At 68.6% G+C, this 19,262-nt stretch carries 14 protein-coding genes and 1 riboswitch; of the genes, 6 read left to right on the forward strand and 8 right to left on the reverse strand.

What is annotated here, in order from left to right; all coding sequences use genetic code 11:
- Positions 1–152: 152 nt before the first annotated feature.
- The 4 genes from ACZ6S6_RS06385 to ACZ6S6_RS06400 form a co-directional block, all read right to left on the reverse strand.
- Positions 153–1,409: a cytochrome P450 family protein gene (locus tag ACZ6S6_RS06385; protein ID WP_469704169.1), complete on the reverse strand. Its 1,257-nt coding sequence runs from the start codon at positions 1,407–1,409 to the stop codon at positions 153–155.
- Positions 1,406–2,701 (reverse strand): cytochrome P450, encoded by a 1,296-nt coding sequence (locus ACZ6S6_RS06390; protein ID WP_362954253.1) that lies wholly within the window; start codon positions 2,699–2,701, stop codon positions 1,406–1,408. Before ACZ6S6_RS06390 ends, ACZ6S6_RS06385 begins: the two co-directional genes overlap by 4 nt.
- Positions 2,702–2,992: 291 nt before the next feature.
- Positions 2,993–3,385, reverse strand: coding sequence for a hypothetical protein (locus ACZ6S6_RS06395; protein WP_362954254.1), 393 nt, complete (start codon positions 3,383–3,385; stop codon positions 2,993–2,995).
- Positions 3,386–3,434: 49 nt separating this feature from the next.
- Positions 3,435–3,544: riboswitch (SAM riboswitch) on the reverse strand.
- A gap of 161 nt (positions 3,545–3,705) precedes the next feature.
- Positions 3,706–5,772 carry a phosphocholine-specific phospholipase C gene (locus tag ACZ6S6_RS06400; protein ID WP_469704170.1) on the reverse strand — a complete coding sequence of 689 codons (2,067 nt, stop codon included), beginning with the start codon at positions 5,770–5,772 and terminating at the stop codon, positions 3,706–3,708.
- A gap of 340 nt (positions 5,773–6,112) precedes the next feature.
- On the opposite strand from ACZ6S6_RS06400, the gene ACZ6S6_RS06405 reads away from it, so the two are divergent.
- The 4 genes from ACZ6S6_RS06405 (at position 6,113) to ACZ6S6_RS06420 (ending at position 12,817) form a co-directional block, all read left to right on the forward strand.
- Positions 6,113–6,697 (forward strand): hypothetical protein, encoded by a 585-nt coding sequence (locus tag ACZ6S6_RS06405; protein WP_469704171.1) that lies wholly within the window; start codon positions 6,113–6,115, stop codon positions 6,695–6,697.
- A gap of 73 nt (positions 6,698–6,770) precedes the next feature.
- Positions 6,771–7,388: a hypothetical protein gene (locus ACZ6S6_RS06410; RefSeq protein WP_469704172.1), complete on the forward strand. Its 618-nt coding sequence runs from the start codon at positions 6,771–6,773 to the stop codon at positions 7,386–7,388.
- 234 nt (positions 7,389–7,622) lie between these two features.
- Positions 7,623–9,293, forward strand: a complete 1,671-nt coding sequence (locus ACZ6S6_RS06415; protein ID WP_362954258.1) for a DUF262 domain-containing protein — start codon at positions 7,623–7,625, stop codon at positions 9,291–9,293.
- A 782-nt stretch (positions 9,294–10,075) separates the two neighbouring features.
- Positions 10,076–12,817 (forward strand): type ISP restriction/modification enzyme, encoded by a 2,742-nt coding sequence (locus ACZ6S6_RS06420; RefSeq protein WP_469704173.1) that lies wholly within the window; start codon positions 10,076–10,078, stop codon positions 12,815–12,817.
- A 10-nt stretch (positions 12,818–12,827) separates the two neighbouring features.
- Here ACZ6S6_RS06420 and ACZ6S6_RS06425 read toward each other — a convergent pair whose 3' ends face one another.
- The 4 genes from ACZ6S6_RS06425 to ACZ6S6_RS06440 form a co-directional block, all read right to left on the reverse strand.
- Complete coding sequence (locus ACZ6S6_RS06425) at positions 12,828–13,238, reverse strand: hypothetical protein (RefSeq protein WP_362954260.1); 411 nt, start codon at positions 13,236–13,238, stop codon at positions 12,828–12,830.
- A gap of 91 nt (positions 13,239–13,329) precedes the next feature.
- Positions 13,330–13,656: a hypothetical protein gene (locus ACZ6S6_RS06430; RefSeq protein ID WP_469704174.1), complete on the reverse strand. Its 327-nt coding sequence runs from the start codon at positions 13,654–13,656 to the stop codon at positions 13,330–13,332.
- Positions 13,657–13,754: 98 nt separating this feature from the next.
- Complete coding sequence (locus tag ACZ6S6_RS06435) at positions 13,755–14,321, reverse strand: hypothetical protein (protein ID WP_469704175.1); 567 nt, start codon at positions 14,319–14,321, stop codon at positions 13,755–13,757.
- A gap of 118 nt (positions 14,322–14,439) precedes the next feature.
- The gene (locus ACZ6S6_RS06440; RefSeq protein WP_469704176.1) at positions 14,440–14,688 is read right to left on the reverse strand and encodes a hypothetical protein; all 249 of its coding nucleotides are present in this window, start codon (positions 14,686–14,688) and stop codon (positions 14,440–14,442) included.
- 220 nt (positions 14,689–14,908) lie between these two features.
- Here ACZ6S6_RS06440 and ACZ6S6_RS06445 point away from each other — a divergent pair, with 220 nt between their 5' ends.
- A complete protein-coding gene (locus tag ACZ6S6_RS06445) occupies positions 14,909–17,059 on the forward strand; it encodes an N-6 DNA methylase (RefSeq protein ID WP_469704177.1) in 2,151 nt (716 codons plus the stop codon).
- A gap of 79 nt (positions 17,060–17,138) precedes the next feature.
- Positions 17,139–19,253, forward strand: a complete 2,115-nt coding sequence (locus tag ACZ6S6_RS06450) for a type I restriction-modification system subunit M (RefSeq protein ID WP_469704178.1) — start codon at positions 17,139–17,141, stop codon at positions 19,251–19,253.
- Positions 19,254–19,262: the final 9 nt, after the last annotated feature.

The following is a 19,262-nucleotide window of genomic DNA, read 5'->3' on the forward strand; positions in this document are numbered from 1 at the left end:
GGCGGGTGCGCTTCCCCCGAGCCAGATGTCCAGGGGCCTGGCGGGCAGCGGCGCGATCCGCGCGGAGCGGACCGCGAGGGACTCCCCGTCGAAGCCGGCGACGTCTCCACCGGCCGGCCCGGTTCGGGCATCGGCCGCGGCGTCGCCCGTACTCAGGCGTCGAGCAGTACGGGGAAGGCCTCCATGTCGTTCTGGGTCATCACCGGAAGCTTGCGGATGTCCGCGTCAGGCACCGCCAGCCGCAGCCCGGGGAAGCGTGCGAAGAGGGCCGGCAGGGCTATCCCCGCCTCGACCCGGGAGAGCGCCGCGCCGGGGCAGATGTGCGGGCCGTGACCGAAGGTCATGTGCCGGATGGGGGTGGGGCGGGTGATGTCGAAGGCGTCCGCGTCGGCACCGTGCTGCTCGAAGTCCCGGCCGATCACCCGGTAGGAGATGACCACGCCCTCGCCCTTGGCGATGACGTCGTCACCCACCTGGATGTCCTCGGTGGCGAACCGCATCAGCAGATGGGTGGTCGGGGTGTCCCACCGCAGCGTCTCCTCGATCACGGTCTCCCAGGAGACCTCCCCGTCGCGGACCATCCGCAACTGTTCCGGGTGTGCCAGGAGGGCTCGTACGGCGTTGAGGATGAGCCCGATGGTGGTCTCGTGGCCGGCCGCGACCATCGCCTTGAGGTTGCCCACCACCTCTTCCTCGGTGAGGGGCTCGCCGCCCTCCTCCGCGAGGATCAGCGCGGAGGTCAGGTCATCGGTGGGGTTTGCCGCCTTGCCGCGCACGAGATCGGTGTAGAAGACGTCCAACTCGGCCAGCAGGGACAGCCGTTCGTCCTGCGGTGTGAGCATCGAGAAGAAGGCCTTGTACTGCCTGGTCAGCATGGCGTTCTCGGCGGGGTCCACGCCCATCAGCATGCCGACGACCCGCATCGGCAGCGGCTGCGCGAACACCGACTTCAGGTCGACGACGGCCCCGTCCCTGCCGCCGTCGGCGAGTGCGTCCAACAGCTCCTCGGTGAACTTCTCGATGTCGGGCCTGATGGCCTCCAGCCGGCGGGGCGTGAGCGCCTGGGAGGTCTTGGTCCGCAGCCGCCGGTGCTCGGCGCCGTCCACGGTGAACATGGACCGTCCGGCGTCAACCATCCCGATGAGCGGCCACGCGCGCGTCACCTCGCCGCTCTGCCACAGCCCCCAGGCATCGAGATCCTTCACCAGCCGCGGGTCGACGAGGAGTTCACGTGCGTCGGCATACCGGGTGATGGTCCAGGCGGGCACGCCGAGCAGCTCGATCCGGGCGAGCCGCCCGGCGTCGCGCAGCCTCGCCGTCTCACCGTCCAGATCCTGGACCATGGGGTCGATGACGACGGTCCCGCGGTCCGGGTCAGCTGTGTGCGCGGCGGCGTGAGGGCAGGTCACGAGAGGTCTCCTGTCGTACGAACGGGGGTGAACCGGACGGGGAGCGAGGTCGTCCCGCGCAGAAACGCGGAGGGCCGCCGTACGAGGTCCGCGACGGCGACACTGAGGTCAAGGTCGGGCAGCCGGTCGAGCAGCACCTCGATACCGGTACGCGCGATGGTCTCGGCGATCTCCTGAGCGGGGAAGGGGCACCGGTACTCGCCGTGACTGAAGGCGAGATGCGCGCCGTTGCCCCCTTGGGCGGAGCCGCCGGGACCGGACAGGCTCTGCCGGATCAGCGGATCGGTGTTGGCGGCGCCGAGACCGAGCAGCAGCATGTCCCCCGCCCTGATCCGCTGCCCGCCGAGCTGGGTGTCCCGGGCGGCCCAGCGTCCGGCGAGGATCTGCGTCGGCGCGTCCTCCCAGAGCACCTCGTTCATGGCCTCGGCCACGCTGCGCCGCCCGCCCGCCATCGATTCGGCGAACTCTTCCTCGGTAAGCATCAGCCGCAGCGAGTTACTGATCCAGTCGGCGGTGGTGAGGTGCCCGGCGGCCGTGATGGCCATCAGGTCGAGCATGTACTCCTCGTCGGTGAAGGCCTCGGGGAAGGCGAGCATCCGGGAGGTGACGTCGTCCCCGGGCTCGGCACGCTTGGCGGCGACCAGCCGCTGCATGTGCTCCCCGAAACGCAGATGGGCCGCCTGCGCCCCCGGACCGCCGTCGGCCAGGTCCTTCAACACCTGGGCGATATCGGCGCCTTCGCCATCGGGGAACCCGACCAGCCGCGCGAGGACGAGCACGGGTAAGGGCTCGCAGAAGTCGGCGACGAGGTCGGCGGTACCCCGGCTGCACACGGCGTCGATCAGCCGGTCGGCCAACTCCTCGCAGTGGTTGCGGATCTCGAACGGGTCGGCCCCTTCGAGGGCGGGTCCGACCATCCGGGCGTGCCTTCGGTGCTCGTCCCCCGCACTGAAGTAGATGGACGGCAGCGGCCGCCCGACCATGGGCAGCAGCGGCCAGTCATCGGGGATGTGCTCCCACTGGTTCCACAGGCCGACATCGCGCGGGAACAGCTCGCCGTCGCTGGTTACTTGATGGAGCTCGCGGTATCCGATGACCAGCCAGGCGGGGAACCCGCCCGGCAGTTCCACGGGGACGACCGGCCCGTGATCACGGCGCATGACGCGGTAGACGGCCTGCGGCTCGGTCTGGAACGAGGGCCCGCTGAGCGGCACGGCCCCCGGCCTCGCGCGTGCGGGGCACGCCGGAGGGGGCGAGGCGGGCTCGGGCCGTGCGGAGGATGGGCGCGTCATCGTCCTGACTCCTGTGGGCGGAAGCTTCACGCGTCACGATCGTGCGATCAACGCACGCCCACTATAAGGATTTTATGTGATGCCACGGCGGTCAACGGCGATCAAATGTGCAGCAGGAGCGAAGCAACCGGCCGACATCTCAACACAATTGGCCAACATCTTCAGGTACCGCCCCCGGCCGCCCCGAGCCGGAGGGTGGCCGAGCGCGCCCGAAAGAACAGCCAGAACGAACAGAACAGATGGAACGAACAGAACAGACAGAACCTGAGCGCGCGCCCGGACAAACCCGGACTACGACTGCCCGGAACCCTGGACGCCGCACAACTTCCCGCCCTCGAACGCGACGTTGACGATTCCGGCGACCGGGCCGTCGCCGTCCACCAGCTTCAGCGCGTGCCACCGGGACAGCCAGTACACGCGTCCGCGGTGACGGGCGAGCGACTCCCGCAGCACGTCCGGAGAGTGCGTCCAGACCGCTGGAAGGCCGCCCGCGTAGTCGAACGCGGCACGCAGTTCGACCCATCCGTCGTCCCGGACGTCACCGGCGCTCAGCAGTATCTCGACGGCCTGACCGGGTTCCTGCCGGCACTTCTTGGCATGGATCCAGTGCACCTGATGGCCTGCGGCGTACCGGTCGCAGCCGTCGCTCCGCACGGAGCCGTTCTGGGTGAGATGACGCAGCATGGTGAGTCCCGCCTTCCGGGGATGATGGACCCCGAGCGCTCTGCACCGCGGTCCGCTGTTCCCCGTACCTCGCGCACGGGGCAGGTCGTCACCCGGAGCACCCGCAGCGGAGCGGGGTGCCGTCCAGCCAGCCGGGGCTGCGCGCTGGAACTCATGACCCGATGAAAACCCTAACGCACCCGTGGGGCGGACCCCGACGGGCGGCGCCACACAGTCGACGGGTGGTCAGGGACGGCACCGGAACGGCCCGAACCCGGCCCGGACCCGACCCGATCCCCCGGCCCTCCCCTGCCGCCCCTGCCACCCTGACGGCGGCCCGATCAGCCGGTGACGAAGCCTGGGTCGCTCGTTCCGGCCTCGCCCGTCTCGATGTGCCCGGCGAACCGCCGAAGGAACGTGGCGTCCGCGTCCGAGACCACCGTGATGTCGTACCAGCGCTTGCTGCCCCGCAGGTCAACGGTGTGCTTCACGGTCGCACCCGGACGCACCGCGAAGGTCTGCACCCCGCCGCCGTAGGTGTCCGCGATGCGCACGGTCAGCTGGACAGTCCCCGTTCCGGCATGGGTGAGAGTCAGGTCGAGCCCTGCGCTCGACGGGTCATGACGTGCGGTCACCTCCGGCCCTGCCGCCTTTCCGGGCCCCCGGAAGGCGCGCAGGAACCCGTTCGGACCGTGCACGGTGAGGTCGGTCACGTCCTTGGAGTAGGCCGTGTTCCAACTGTCGGAGAGCGACTTGCCCGCCTCGGTGGTGTAGGTCCAGGGCCCGTCTGTGCGGTTCGCCGACGTCACCAGGAACTGCGCCCCGGCCGCGTCGCCGCCGCTGAAGGTCAGCTGGTACTTCCCGGAGGCCGGGTCGGCCGCCCCGTCCACGAGGGGCGCGTACCGCAGTGGCCGGGTGGGCCGCGAGCCGGGCTCCTGCTTCGGCGCACTGCCGGAGACCGGCGGCACCGGTACGTAGTCGGGGTGGCGGTCGCCGTCCGGCGGCGCGTATCCGTCCGTGGAGGGCAGCGAGACGGGTGCGGTGTCGGTACGGCTGAAGTCGAAGGCCGAGGTGAGATCGCCGCAGACCGTGCGCCGCCAGGGGGAGATGTTGGGCTCGTGCACACCGAAGCGCTCCTCCATGAACCGGATGACGGAGGTGTGGTCGAAGACCTCCGAGCACGAGAACCCGCCGGTGCTCCACGGGGACACGACCGTCATGGGCACGCGCTGGCCGAGGCCGTAGGGCCCGGCCGCGTAACGGATGTCGCCGGGGAAGTGGTCGGCGGAGGTGTCCACGGTGGAGAGCCCCTGCGCGGCCCCGGACGGTACGAACGGCGGCACGACGTGGTCGAAGAATCCGTCGTTCTCGTCGTAGGTGACGAAGAGGGCGGTCCGGCCCCACACCTCCGGGTCGGAGGTCAGTGCGTCCAGCACCCGCGAGATGTACCAGGCACCGTAATTGGCGGGCCAGTTGGGGTGCTCGCTGTAGGCCTCCGGCGAGACGATCCACGAGACCTCGGGGAGCGTCCCGGCCCGGACATCGGCCTTCAGGTCATCGAGGAGCCCGTCACCGTTCTTGACGTCGGTACCGGTGCGCGCCTTGTCGAAGAGGGGGTCGCCGGGCTCGGCATCACGATAACTGTTGAAGTAAAGAAGCGAGTTGTCGCCGTAGTTCCCCCGATAGGCATCGTCGATCCACCCCCAGGAGCCGGCGGCGTCGAGCCCGTCACCGATGTCCTGGTAGACCTTCCACGACACCCCGGCCTCCTCCAGCCGCTCGGGGTAGGTCTTCCAGCCGTACCCCGCCTCGTCGTTGCCCAGCACGGGCCCGCCGCCGGTGCCGTCGTTGCCCGTGTACCCGCTCCACAGGTAGTAGCGGTTCGGGTCGGTCGAGCCGAGGAACGAGCAGTGGTAGGCGTCGCAGACGGTGAAGGCGTCGGCGAGCGCGTAGTGGAACGGGATGTCCTCACGGTTGAGGTGCGCCATCGTCGTAGCGGTCTTGGCCGGAACCCACTGGTCGTACGCGCCCTTGTTCAACGCCCGGTGACCGCCGGCCCAGTCGTGGTTCAGGTCCTGGAGGAACTGCAGCCCGAGATCGTCGGCCGGCGGCCGGAACGGCAGCACTTCCTTGCCGAGGACGTCCTTCTGGTGCCAGACCGGCTTCCCACTGGGCAACGTGACCGGACGCGGGTCACCGAAGCCACGCACACCCTTCATCGTGCCGAAGTAGTGATCGAAGGAACGATTCTCCTGCATCAGTACGACGATGTGCTCGACGTCCTTGAGCGTGCCCGTACGGCCCTTCGCGGGCAGTGACGCGGCACGGGCGATGCTGCTCGACAAAGAGGAGAAGGCGATCGCGCCTCCGGCGAGCTGGAGGAGACGGCGACGGTTCAGTTCTGCCATGAGTGAGGGCCTCTGTGGGGTGAGGAGACGTAAGGGCGAAAGCGACTGGAGTGTTCCAGAATCGCTATGCCCCATGGAAGACCCTTGCAGTGTGCACACAGTGGCATTCGGCCGAACAATCGGAGACGGGACGGTCCGGACTCCCGTTCGCGGCCCGGACCGTGGCCTCCGCCGCCGCGTCCGGGCACGCCTGAATGATGCGAACCGGAGCTGGACTGCGAGGTCGGCGTGCCGGCCTGTCGGCACGCCGGCGAAAGAGAGCGCGACCGGGCCGGTTTGCCGTGAGCGATTCCGGAAAGACGCGGAAGGCCAACTGCCCCTCAGGAAAGCGATGTTGCCTATGCGTGCAAGATCCGTACGTACCTCCGGCATCCTGACCGCGGCCCTGCTGCTCTCGGCCGCCGCGGTCGCCCCGTCGGCCGGCGCGGCCGTCCGGGACACGGCCGGACCACCGACCGGTGACGGTGGCGCCCCGCACTGCACAGTGAACGCGACGTCCGGCAGCGAGCGTTGTTACCGGACGTTCACGGAGGCCATCGAGGCCGCCAGCGGAGGCCGGATCACCGGGGCACCACTGTCCGCGACCGAAGCGGTGCGCAGTGACGCGTTCAACGCCCGAATGGCCGACCAGGCACAGGACGGAGTCATCCAGGGGACCTTCTTCGAGGACGAGCAGTACGGAGGCGCGTCCCTGACCATCTGGGGCGCCGAGCCGTGCGTGAAGGACGGCTGGATCAACTTCCAGTTCGACCTCGGGGACGACTGGAAGAACCGCATCTCCTCCTTGCAGCCGTGGGGCGGCTGCGCACTCTGGCTCTACCCCGAGCCGGGACTGAACGGTGACCGGGACGGCCCGTTCGAGGAGAACAGCGCCGCCATCGGGTCGTTCATGAACGACCGCGCCCAGTCCATCGGCTTCAGCTGACCCCCGGCCCCACCGGGCGCTCACGCCCTCCCTCCCCCCACACAGACACGATCACCCCCCACGGAGATCACCCATGACAGTGAAAATCCGGCTTCCCCTGCTTCTGGCGGCGCTCGTGACCGCCGGCAGCGCCGTCCTGAGCGCTCCGGGCACCGCGCTCGCCGAGGACCAGCCCACCATCCGTGAACTGCTCGACAAGTGCGACAACGGGACCGACAGCTGTGTCTTCCACCCCGACGGGGCAGCCGAGATATCGATGGGCGAGTCCCACCAGGTAGGCGACTCCGCCTTCAACTGCACCCCGGACAGCCAGACCACCACCGTCGGCTGGTCGGACACGACAGGCGAGTCCAACAGCGTCGGCGTCTCCCTGACCGCGGAGTACGGCTTCTCACTCGTGTTCAAGATGAGCATTACGGCCACCTACGGGCACACGTGGGAGAGCTCACACACCGAGTCGGAGCTGACGGCCGTGAACGTCCGGCCGGGCGAGGTCGGCTGGGTGACCCGCGAGGCCCAGATGCAGCACGTCAGCGGAACGTACGAGCTGCACTTCCCTGACCGCTTCTACGGCCACTACTACTGGTACGCACCCTTCGACGCGACGGGCCCGATGCCGGACGCGCCGAGCACCAAGACGCAGCACACCCGGGCGATGACCGATCAGGAGAAGTCGGAACACTGCGGCTGACAGCGCCCAGCGCGCGTCTGCCCGGCCGGAGGCCCGCCGCAAGCCCCTCCCGACCTCGGACGGGAGGGGCTTGCGGGGCTTGCGGGGCTGGAGCTCCGCAAGCGCCAAGGAAGCCTGTCCCCCCCCTTCCCGGCCGGAACACCCGCCCAGCCCGCCCAACCCGCACTACCGTCACTCCCCGCTGTTCCTCAACTTCGCTGCGAAGCCGCCATCCGGTGAGGAATCATGCGGATCATGGCTCAGCTCGAAGCGCGCGAAGTGCCGCTGCACAAAGTCTTCTGCAGTGACTACGACTTCCGGATCCCCGACTATCAGCGCCCCTACGCATGGCAGCCCGAACAGGCCCAGCAACTCCTCGCCGACCTTGAGGAAGCTCTTCTGAGAGGTGACGGGGAGCCCTACTTCCTGGGCTCTCTGGTGCTCGTCAAGGACAGCCGATCCGCCGGGGCCGACGTCATCGACGGCCAGCAACGTCTGACGACCTTGACCATCCTGCTGGCCGTGTTGCGGGATCTGGCGCAGCAGCCCGACGTGGTGACCAATCTCGTGGCGATGATCTCCGAGCCCGGGAACACGGTCCTGGGGCTGAAGGCCAAACCCCGGCTCAGCCTTCGCCCCCGAGACGCCGACTTCTTCCACCAGCACGTCCAGACCGCCGGTTCCATCGGCACGCTCCTGAAGCTGAACCCCCACAACCTCAGGACGGACGCGCAGAGAGCCGTCCAGGCGAACGCACTGGCCCTGCACACCGCCCTGGCCTCCTGGAGCGACGAGCAGCGTCTCTCGCTGTGCAAGCTGATGGGGGTCCAGACCTTCCTTGTCGCGGTCAGCACCCCTGACCTGGACAGCGCCCACCGGATTTTCAGTGTCATGAACTCCCGGGGCCTTGACCTGTCGCCCGCCGACATCTTCAAGGCCCAGATCATCGGAGAGATCGACGAGGAGGTCTCGGAGACGTACGCCAGGCGGTGGGAGGACTCCGAGGAGAGCCTTGGCCGCGAGGACTTCTCCGACCTCTTCTCCCACATCCGCATGATTTTCTCCGGCGAGCGGGCACGACAGGAACTGCTCAAGGAGTTCCAGAGCCAGGTCCTGGTTCACTACAAGGGCGGGCGGGCCAAGGAGTTCGTGGACCAGGTACTCGTTCCGTACGCCGAGGCGTCCGCGGTGATCCGCGACAAGGCGTACGCGGCCGGAGACGGATCACCGCAGATCAACCAGTGGTTCCGCAGACTCCTTCTGCTGGACAACAACGACTGGTGGCCGGCCGCGCTCTGGGCCCTGCGGTACCACGGGGACGATCCGGCGTGGCTGGGTTCGTTCTTCCGGTCGCTGGAGCGTCTCGCGGCAAGCATGTTCGTCCGACGTATTTACACCACTCCCCGTGTGCTCCGCTTCGCCGAGCTGCTGAGTGAGCTGACCGCCGGCCAGGGCCTCGAAGCCCCGGCCTTCCTGCTGACCGAGACCGAGCGGGCCGAGACACTGCGCCGGCTCGACGGCGAGGTCTATCACGAGTTGAGGTCGCGGCGGTACATCCTGCTGCGGCTCGACGAGTTGGTGTCCGAGGACGACATCGTGGCGACCTACGACGCTCCGCGCATCACGGTCGAGCATGTGCTCCCCCAGAACCCCGACCCCCAGTCGCAATGGCATGCGGACTTCACCGCGAACGAACGCGCTCTGTGGACGCACCGGCTGGCCAACCTGGTGCTGCTCAGCCGTGCGAAGAACTCCCAGGTCCAGAACCTCGACTTCACCGCCAAGAAGGAGCGGTACCTCAAGCGGGGCGTCATTACGTTCCCCCTGACCACACAGGTACTGGGTCAGGACACCTGGACGCCGGAGCACCTGGAGAAGCGCCAGGCGGAACTCCTCGGCCTGCTCGCCGAGGAGTGGCGGCTGTAACGGCTCAGTGAGGGTCAGCCGGCCGCCGTCGCCACGATGGACAGGGCTGACGAGACCAGCGAGACGACTCCCGGTGCACCCCCCGCCAGTGTGGCGTCGAGGGCCGTCAGAATCTGCGCCCACTGATCCGGGAACGCCCCGTTGACACTCCGTCGCAGACAGCGAACCATGCGTAGCGGGGATCACCGCGTCTGACTCGACCCGTGGGGGGCATATGTCAGAGGGGCTGTACGGCTGGCTTGTTTCTGCTGTGTCGGACTTCGGCCGGGCATCGAAGGTCAAACTGTCCGGCGGTGGCGGCCCCGAGGCTTCGATCCGTGGTCCACTCGAAGCCCTGCTCAAGGCCGTGGGTGAGCGGTATCAGCTGCACGAAGTCAGCTGGCACGACGAGTACTCGCTTCCCGAGCTGGGCGTCCGGCCCGACTACGCCGTGCGGGCCGACGGCGAGCTGACGGGCTACATCGAGCTCAAGCGGCACGGCCTTTCGTTGGACCCGACCACGTTCAACAAGACCAATAGAGAGCAGTGGGAGAAGCTGTTGAATCTCCCCAACGTGCTCTACTCCAACGGAACCGAGTGGCGGCTGTACCGCGACGGGCAAACAGTTCGGGGAGACGGTCTGGTTCAACGGTTCACTGAAGAGCGCGGGCGCGGCACTGTCCCCGGTCGACCCGGCCGCCTTCGACGCGTTACTCAAGATGTTCCTCAACTGGAAGCCTCCCGGGATCTCCAACGTGTCGCGGCTGGTGCAGCACATCGCCCCGTTGTGCAGACTTCTGCGGTTGACTGTCATCGAGCAGCTGGCCGGCGAGCGCAAGTCCTCCGCTGCGGACGACGACGTGCGGGCCAGGCCGTTCACAGGGCTCAAGAACGAGTGGCGCAGGCTGCTGTTCCCCTCCGCCGACGACGCGACCTTCGCGGACGGCTACGCCCAGGCCGTGACCTTCGCGCTCCTGCTCGCGCGCTCCGAGGGGCTCCTCGAACAGGACTCCGCTCTCCATGACATCGGCCGCAGCCTGGACGCCGAGCACGCCCTCATGGGCCGGGCGCTGCAACTGCTCACGGACAACGTCAACGACCGCTTCGGGGTGACGCTCGAACTGTTGCAGCGCACGATCACGGGTGTGAACTGGCCCGCCATCCGGGCCGGCAACCGGGATGCGTACCTGCACCTGTACGAAAACTTCCTGACCGTGTACGACCCGGCGCTGCGCCAGAAGAGCGGCTCCTACTACACGCCGCACGAGGTCGTGGAGGAGATGGTCCGGCTCACCGAGGACGTGCTCCGCACCCGCCTGGGGCGGCAGGCCGGCTTCGGTGAGGACGACGTACGCATCGTGGACCCGGCCATGGGGACGGGCACGTACCTGCACACGATCATCGAGCGGGTGGCGGAGCAGGCCGCCGACCGCTACGGCCCGGCGATGGCTCCCGACGCCATAGCCCGGCTCGCCTCACGCCTGTACGGCTTCGAGGTGCAGATGGGCCCCTTCGCCGTGGCCGAGCTCCGCACCTCGGACCTGCTCAAGCGCCACCGGACGCCGGTGCCCGAGGGCGGGCTGAACCTCTTCGTCACGGACACCCTCGACAATCCCTTCGTCGAGGAGGAGTACCTGTACACGCACGACGCACTGTCCGCCTCTCGGCGCCGGGCCAACCACATCAAGGCGAACACGCCCGTGACCGTTGTCATCGGGAACCCGCCGTACGACGACAAGGCGGAGAACCGTGGCGGCTGGATCGAGAAGCGGAGCGGCGGCCAGGAAGCGCCGCTGCTGGACGGCTTCCGATTCCCGGGCAACGGCCGTTACGAGCACGTGCTCAAGAACATGTACGTCTACTTCTGGCGCTGGGCTGCCTGGAAGGTGTTCGACGCCCACGACACCGACAGGCACGGAGTGGTCTGCTTCATCTGCCCGTCCGGTTGGACGACCGGCCCCGGCGGGCGAGGAATGCGGGAGTATCTGCGTCGGACGTGCGACGAGGGCTGGATCATCAACGTCTCGCCGGAGGGGCAGCGCGCGGATGTGGCCACGCGCGTATTTGCGGGGGTTGCTCAGCCGCTGGCCATCTGCGTCTTCGTCCGCAAGGCGACGGGGGAAGCCGGCAGGCCGCGCGCGGCGCGGGTGCACTACCGGTCCGTGTCGGGCAGACGCGAGGAGAAGTTCAGGCAGTTACGTGAAGTTGAGCTGGATGACGAGGGGTGGAGGGACACCCATTCCGACGGGGTGCGGCCCTTTACCCCTGCCACCCGGTCGGGATGGGAGGAATTCCCGGCGCTGGACAGCGTGTTCCTGTGGGGCAGTCCCGGCGTCAAGCCGAACCGTTCCTGGGTCAGTAGCCCGTCGCCTGAAATCCTGCGGCGTCGATGGACACGTCTCGTACGCGAAACCGACCCACCGAGCAAGGCGGAGCTCTTCAAAACCACCCGGGACCGTACGTTGAACGACAAGAGGGAACCGCTCCCGGGCCGTTCCAACCCCTCGCGCGCGATCGGACACGAGACCAACCGGCAACCACAGCTGGTCCGCACCGCGCTACGCAGCTTCGACAGACAGTGGCTCATCGCGGACAACCGCGTCCTTGATTACCCGCGCCCTGACCTCTGGGCCGCCCTCCAGCCCGAACAGCTCTTCCTCAACCAGCAGTCGACGCACCGGATCGAGTCGGGGCCGGCCGTGGTAGCTACCCATCTCATTCCGGATACTGATCACTTCAACGGCCGAGGCGGCCGCACCATACCGGTCCTGCACCCCGACGGCTCCCCCAACGTCGCGGAAGGCCTCTTGACCCACCTGACCCGCACGGTCGGCGCGGAACCGGTGGCCGCGGCGGATCTGGCCGCATACACCGTGGCCGTCACAGGTCACAGCGCGTTCACCGAGCGCTTCGCCGAGGAACTGCTCACTCCCGGAGTACGTCTACCGCTGACCCGCGATCCGGAACTGTGGCGCAGAGCCACGACCCTCGGCAGCGAGCTCCTCTGGGCCTCGACGTACGGCGAGCGCTTCGCCGCCCCCGACGCCGGCCGCCCCGCCGGCGCGGTCGAGTTCCCTTCCGGCGACGACCGTCAGGTTCGCTACCTGACCCATATCGGCACCAGCGTTCCGGAACGCATGAGCTACGAGGCCGATACGCAGACCCTTCGCATGGGCGAGGGCACCTTCGCCCCGGTCCCGGAAGCGGTCTGGGCTTATCACGTGGGCGGCATGAGAGTCGTGAACAAGTGGTTCGGCTACCGGAAGGCGAAGCCCACCAGCAAGCGGACGAGCCCTCTGGACGACATCCATGTGGACAGCTGGCCACCGGAGTGGACCAAAGAGCTGATCGAACTCCTCTCCGTGCTCCGCCGCATCACCGACCTCTGTCCGGCACAGGCCGACCTTCTGACAGACATCCTCGCCGGCCCCGTGGCCACGCACGCCGAGCTCGCTGAGGCCGGAGTCCTGCTCGCTTCGGAAACCGGCCGCAAGCCGCGGCACCGTCCGACGGACGGACTGTTTCCGGCGGACGATGTCGCATGACGTCGGCGACTCAGGCCGATCGCCGCGCAGCGCCGCTCAGTGCCTCTTCGAAAGTGACGGCCCCCTGAGCGAGCCGCCGGACTGCCAGCGTGAGTTGCGGCGCCATCGTCTCGTGCGCTTCAGCGAGCCGGGCGACCTCACTCAGTCGCAGCTCCGACGACTCGTACAAGCGCCGGTAGTGCACAGCTGCTCCCAGGGCGGTGACCACCAGCTGGTCGTCCCGCCGCTCAATCAGCTTCAGCCAGCTCAGAAGCGGCACGTCATCGAGGATCTGCTCCGAATCGGCCCCTCGTGCGGCGGCGGCCTCCGCATCGCCCGTGCTGATACCCGGGTCGCGCAGGGGAGCAGTGGCCAGCTGTGCGAGGAGACGCCACTGCACGTCGGTGAGGTCCACATGGGGTAGGGGGACGGAGAATTGCATGCTGTCATGCCTAGCACATGGCATGCACGGCCCGGATCCGGTTGGCCGATGACAAGCGGCCCCGTGCCCTTTCGGGGCAGTGGATGCTTGGTCAGCCGGCCGTGTCGGCCGCCCCGATCCGGGCGTAGAGCGTGAGGAAGAGTTCGAGTTCTGTTGTCTCCTCGGAGCTCACACGTCCCGAAGCGAGGCGGCCCGGTGCCGCTTCATTGACACGGTGCAGGTGGCCGACCTGGTCCAGGTGATGCCAGAGGAGCCGGAAGGTCTGCTGGTGGTCGTAGAGACTGGTCTCGTACGACCGCGTGATGACGTGGCGGGCCTGAACCATGAGGGCCTCGAAAGCCTCCTCGTCGCCACAGGCGAGCAGTTGTGTCAGATGGCGGTGGTACACCACCAGTTCAGGCTCATCCCCCGCACCCATGCGAGCTCACCCCTGGTCGATTCGTTGTTGTTCCGCTGGTCGCCGCAGCGGCGGCTGTCGTGTGTGTGGGGGGCAACGGAGCTGGTGCGCCGCCCCGGTCAGCCCACCTTCTTCCACTCCTGGCAGCGCTTGGTCTGGAAGTACTCCCCCTTGTTGAGCGTCACCCGGCCCGGACCGTCGAGGTTGTTGTTGGCGATGATCGCGTCGAACTCGCCGCTGGCGTCCTTCAGCCGGGCCCAGTAGCAACCGAACGACCCGTCACCGCCCGCGGTCTTGTACGTCCCTGCCGCGACGTCCTCCCCGACCAGGTACTCCCCGTCCCCGCTGAACGTGCCGGCCGGACCGGCCTCCTTCGTCTTCTTGGGCTCGGCCTTCACTGTCTTGGTCACGGTCGGCGCGGGAGCAGCCTTGGCGGTCTCGGTCGCTGTCGCTGTCGTGGTCACCGTCGGGCCAGGCTTCGCAGAGGTGCCGGTCTTGCTGTCGGCGTCGGCCTCTCCGCTGGAGCCGATGCCCGCGCCGATGAGGAGGGCAACGCATGCGACCGCGCCGTGCGTGACCCACGCCTTGGCGCGCGAGGGCTTGCGCGGCGACGGTACGGGCGGGACCGGAACGGCGTGCTGGGGCGTGTCGTACGGTCCGGGGCCCTGGTACTGAGGAGAGTTCATGGTGTGCTCCAAGTAGGCGTCGTGCGTGCTGAGTTGGTACGGAGAGTGGTGACGGCCGGCGCCGTCACCGGGCGCCCGGTTCCCGGTTACCGGCCGCGGATCCGGCGTCCCGTTTCGGTCACGGGGCGTGCCAGCCCCGTGACGCCGCGGGACAACCCAATACAGGCCCCAGGGCCCGCAGCTCGGCGTGGCGCCGCACCGCTCCGGACGCGGCCTTGAGCGTCTTCGCGTCCTCCTCGCGGCGTGGCGAGGGCACGAGTTGCACGAGGGTCGCCACGGACATGGTCCCGATCACGGCGTCGGCCCGGAACGGCATGACGGTGAGCTGGATTCCTTCGACGACCGTGGTCGGCAGGGTGATCTGCATGGGGGTGTCTCCCTCGGGGATCAGAGGAGCGGCGCACGGTTCGGCACCGCGTCGCAGGCAGGGGCAACAGGCACACCGACGACTCACGCCGTGAGGAGTGCGCTCCCAACCGGAAGCTCCACCAGATAAGCATCACCGTGAAAGCACTGTCAAACCCCTTGAGTGATTTGACGAGCGCTGTATTGTGTTTACTGTTCACTTCCGAGAGGCCAGGAACCCCATGCCCCAGCCATCAGCTCAGGTGACCGCTGCCGAGATCTCCCGGATCGCGGGTGTCACGCGTGCCACCGTCAGCAACTGGCGCCGCCGGCACGACGACTTCCCTGACCCGTCGGGCGGCACGGACAGCAGCCCGCTCTACGACCTGGAAGCGGTACGGGGATGGCTGGAGGCGCGCGGCCAGTCGTCCGCCGCCACCCCGTCGGAGGAGCTGCGCACCGTGCTGCGGCTCCACGGCTCGGGTTCCGGCGTCGCGGGCCGCCTGTTCCCTCTCGTCCTGGCGGCTTCACGCCGCAGCGCGGACGAGCTCACCGCCCTCGACGCCCTGCCCGACTCCGACGTCCTCGCCCAGGCCGACAAGGCTGCGGCCGAGCTGGCCGGCTCGGTCCCGGAGACCGAGGCGGTCCGCTTCCGTCAGGACGATGTGGCGGCGCTCCGAGCGCTGATGCGGTGCGTACGCAGTGAGGGCGCGCAGAGCGCGCTCAATGTCCTCGCCGAACGCGAACTGGACGACACGGCCTCCAGCGGTACGTACCAGACGCCCCAGGGCCTCGCGGACCTCATGGCACACCTCCTGCCGGATGGCACGACCCGCATCCTCGATCCGGCGTGCGGCAGCGGCAGCCTGCTCGCGGCGGCGGCCCGCCGGGGCGCGACGGAGTTGTACGGCCAGGACTCCCTGCCCGTACAGGCTCAGCGCAGCGCGGTACGTCTGCTCCTGTCAGCCCCCGACGCCCAGGTCACCGTGCGCGCGGGCGACACCCTGCGCGCCGACGCCTTCCCCGAGCTGAGGGTGGGCGGCGTGCTCTGCAACCCGCCGTACGGCGACCGCGACTGGGGCCACGACGAGCTCGCGTACGACCAGCGGTGGGCGTACGGCGTACCGCCGCGGATCGAGTCGGAGCTGGCCTGGACGCAGCACGCCCTCGCCCACCTGGAACCCGGCGGCCACGCCGTACTGCTCCTCCCGCCGGCCACCGCCACCCGCGCTTCGGGCCGCCGCGTCCGCGCCGAACTCGTACGCAGCGGCGCGCTGCGCGCCGTCGTCGGCCTGCCCGTCGGCGCTTCTGCCCCGCTGCACATCGGCCTGCACCTGTGGGTCCTCCAGCGTCCGGAGCCGGGGGCGACGGGCGGTGCGTCGGTGCTGTTCGTGGATGTGAGCGGAGACCAGCGCGACGGCTCTGCGGGCTCGGGATCGGGCTCGGCGCAGGACACGCGCTCCCGACCCCGGACCCGTCGCGGTGGCGTGGACTGGGACGTGCTGTCGGCCGAGGTCCTGACCCATTGGGCCGCGTACAGGGAGAATCCGGAGTCGTTCACCGACACCCCCGGCGCGGCACGCGCGGTCCCGACGATCGACCTGGTCGACGACCTCGTCGACCTCACACCGGCCAGGCAGGTGCGTGCCGCACCCGGGGACATCGATCCGGCGGAGGTCGCGGGGCACGCGGAGGAACGGCGGGCGCTGCTCGTCGCGTCCCTCGCCCCGCTGGAGAGCGCGGCGGGCTTCGGCCCGTGGGGCGCGGTGGCTGAGTCGTCGCGCGCCTGGCGTACGGCGACGGTCTCCGACCTCGCCCGAGGAGGTGCGCTCTCGTTGCTGCGGGCGGCGGTCCCCGGCAGCCGCACTGAGGCCGCTGCCGGGAATGGCGGGGAGCGCCCGGTTCTCACCGCGTCCGACATCAGCAGCGGCGGGGGCCCGTCTGGTACGTCGGAGGACCTACGCAGCGATGCGGCGCACACGGTCGCGGTGGGCGATGTGCTGGTACGCGGCGTGGCCGGCGGCAACGGCATCATGGCCCGCGTCGCGACCGAGGCGGACGCCGAGGCTCTCCTCGGCCACCACATCCACCTGCTGCGACCGGACCCGGCCCGGCTCGACCCCTGGTTCCTCGCGGGGTTCCTCGGCGCCGAAGGCAACATCGCGGGCGCCTCCACGGGCAGCACCATCCTGCACGTCTCGCCGGGCAGACTGCGCGTACCGCTGCTCCCGCTGGAGGAGCAACGACGGTACGGGGCAGCGTTCCGCCGCACACACGAACTACGCACCGCCGCCCGCCGGACGGCCGAGCTCGCCGAGGAGACGGCCCAGGTGCTCCTCACCGGCCTGACGGCCGGAGCGCTGCTGCCGCCGCCGGAGAGCCCGTTGGCCTGAACGGCAACGCCGTCTTCACACATCCACCACACTGAAACGCAACCGTCCCGACCGGGCCGGGTCCATCGAAGGGAACGCGTTGAACAGCAGTAAGCACACGGAACTGGCGAACAATGCCTGGTCCGTCGCCGAACTCCTGCGCGGCGATTACAAGCAGTCGGACTACGGCAAGGTCATCCTGCCGTTCACCGTGCTGCGCCGCCTGGAATGCGTCCTGGAGCCGACGCGCGACAAGGTCGCCGAGACGGCTACCCGCTTCGAGGGCCAGGACATCGACACGGACCACTTCCTGCGCCGTGCTTCGGGGCACTCGTTCTACAACAAGAGCCCGCTGACCCTGAAGATGATCGCCGCCGACCCGCAGAACGCGGCCGCGAACCTTCAGGCGTACGTAGGTTCCTTCTCGGAGAACGCCCGCGAGGTCCTGGACAAGTACGAGTTCGCGCAGCAGATCAAGCGGCTCGACAGTGCGAACCTGCTGTACCAGGTCATCGGCAAGTTCACGGACCTGGACCTGCGCCCCGAGGCCGTGCCCAACCACAACATGGGCTACATCTTCGAGGAGCTGATCCGCCGCTTCGCCGAGCAGTCGAACGAGACCGCGGGCGAGCACTTCACCCCGCGCGAGGTCATCAAACTGATGGTGAACCTGCTGATCGCCCCGGACAGCGACGCGCTCAGCCTGCCGGGTGTCGTACGCACGGTCATGGACCCGGCCTGCGGGACGGGCGGCATGCTCAGCGCGGCCGAGGAGCACATCAAGGCGCTGAACCCGGATGCCACGGTGGAGGTGTACGGGCAGGAGCTCAACCCGGAATCCTGGGCGATCTGCCGGTCCGACCTGATGATCAAGGAGCAGGACCCGGAGAACATCGCCTTCGGCAACTCCTTCTCGGACGACGGCCACGCACGGGAGAAGTTCGACTACCTGCTGGCCAACCCGCCGTTCGGCGTGGAGTGGAAGAAGATCAAGGAGGACGTCGAGTACGAGTACAAGAACCTCGGCGACTCCGGCCGCTTCGGCGCGGGCCTCCCCCGCATCAACGACGGCTCGCTGCTCTTCCTCCAGCACATGATCTCGAAGATGAAGCCGGTGGACGCGAAGGGCGGCGGCGGCTCGCGCATCGCCATCGTCTTCAACGGCTCCCCGCTCTTCTCCGGCGGGGCCGGCTCGGGTGAGTCGGAGATCCGTCGCTGGATCCTGGAGAACGACTGGCTGGAGGCAATCGTCGCGCTGCCGGACCAGCTCTTCTACAACACCGGGATCTCCACGTACTTCTGGGTCCTGACGAACCGCAAGGACGCCCGGCACAAGGGCAACGTTGTGCTGCTGGACGCGCGCGACCAGTGGGTGAAGATGCGCAAGTCGCTGGGAGACAAGCGCAAGGAGCTGGGCGACGGGTCGGGAAGCAAGCCAACCCACATCGCCGACATCACCCGCTTGTACGGGGACGCGGTGGAGGCTGCGGCGGATGCGGAACACCCGCTGCACGGCAAGGTGAAGGTCCTCGACAACACGGCGTTCGGCTACCAGCGCATCACGGTGGAGCGGCCGTTGAAGCTGCGGTTCGAGCTGACGGACGAGACGCTGGCGGCGCTGCTCGCGTCCAAGCCGGTACAGAAGTGGGCGGAGGAGCGCTTCCTGTCGCGTGAGCCGGAGCTGGCGACGAAGGCGAAGGCCCGGCGCAGGCTGACGGAGGACGAGGAGACGCAGTTCCGGAAGCTGGCAGAGGCCGAGGCTCAGGTTCTCGGGGATGCGTTGAGTCCGCTGCTGGGATCGGAGTGGGCGACCAGGTCCGAGGCTCAGGTGGCCGTGCGCGACGCGATGGCGAAGGCCGGTGTGCCGGGGCCGACGGCGGCGCCCTTCACGAAGGCGTTGCGGGATGCGGTGGGGGTGCGAGACCCGGAGGGGGAGGTCCAGACCGTCAAGGGCAAGTCGGAGCCGGACAGCGAACTGCGCGACTTCGAGAACGTGCCGCTGGGCGAGGACGTGGAGGAGTACCTGACGCGCGAGGTGCACACGCACGTGCCGGACGCATGGATCGACCACGCGAAAACGAAGGTGGGGTACGAGATTCCGTTCACGCGGCACTTCTATGTGTACCAGCCGCCGCGGCCGTTGGCGGAGATCGATGCGGAGTTGAAGGCGCTTGAGGTACAGATTCAGGCGCTACTGGCGGAGGTTACCGAATGAGTTGGCGAG

The sequence above is a fragment of the Streptomyces sp. NPDC048671 genome (assembly GCF_055587045.1).

Excerpts from the sequence above, each read along its gene's own strand:
- ACZ6S6_RS06390 (WP_362954253.1), bottom strand. The coding sequence starts at position 2,701 with ATGACGCGCCCATCCTCCGCACGGCCCGAGCCCGCCTCGCCCCCTCCG.
- ACZ6S6_RS06395 (WP_362954254.1), bottom strand. The coding sequence starts at position 3,385 with ATGCTGCGTCATCTCACCCAGAACGGCTCCGTGCGGAGCGACGGCTGC.
- ACZ6S6_RS06400 (WP_469704170.1), bottom strand. The coding sequence starts at position 5,772 with ATGGCAGAACTGAACCGTCGCCGTCTCCTCCAGCTCGCCGGAGGCGCG.
- ACZ6S6_RS06405 (WP_469704171.1), top strand. The coding sequence starts at position 6,113 with ATGCGTGCAAGATCCGTACGTACCTCCGGCATCCTGACCGCGGCCCTG.
- ACZ6S6_RS06410 (WP_469704172.1), top strand. The coding sequence starts at position 6,771 with ATGACAGTGAAAATCCGGCTTCCCCTGCTTCTGGCGGCGCTCGTGACC.
- ACZ6S6_RS06415 (WP_362954258.1), top strand. The coding sequence starts at position 7,623 with ATGGCTCAGCTCGAAGCGCGCGAAGTGCCGCTGCACAAAGTCTTCTGC.
- ACZ6S6_RS06425 (WP_362954260.1), bottom strand. The coding sequence starts at position 13,238 with ATGCAATTCTCCGTCCCCCTACCCCATGTGGACCTCACCGACGTGCAG.
- ACZ6S6_RS06430 (WP_469704174.1), bottom strand. The coding sequence starts at position 13,656 with ATGGGTGCGGGGGATGAGCCTGAACTGGTGGTGTACCACCGCCATCTG.
- ACZ6S6_RS06435 (WP_469704175.1), bottom strand. The coding sequence starts at position 14,321 with ATGAACTCTCCTCAGTACCAGGGCCCCGGACCGTACGACACGCCCCAG.
- ACZ6S6_RS06440 (WP_469704176.1), bottom strand. The coding sequence starts at position 14,688 with ATGCAGATCACCCTGCCGACCACGGTCGTCGAAGGAATCCAGCTCACC.
- ACZ6S6_RS06445 (WP_469704177.1), top strand. The coding sequence starts at position 14,909 with ATGCCCCAGCCATCAGCTCAGGTGACCGCTGCCGAGATCTCCCGGATC.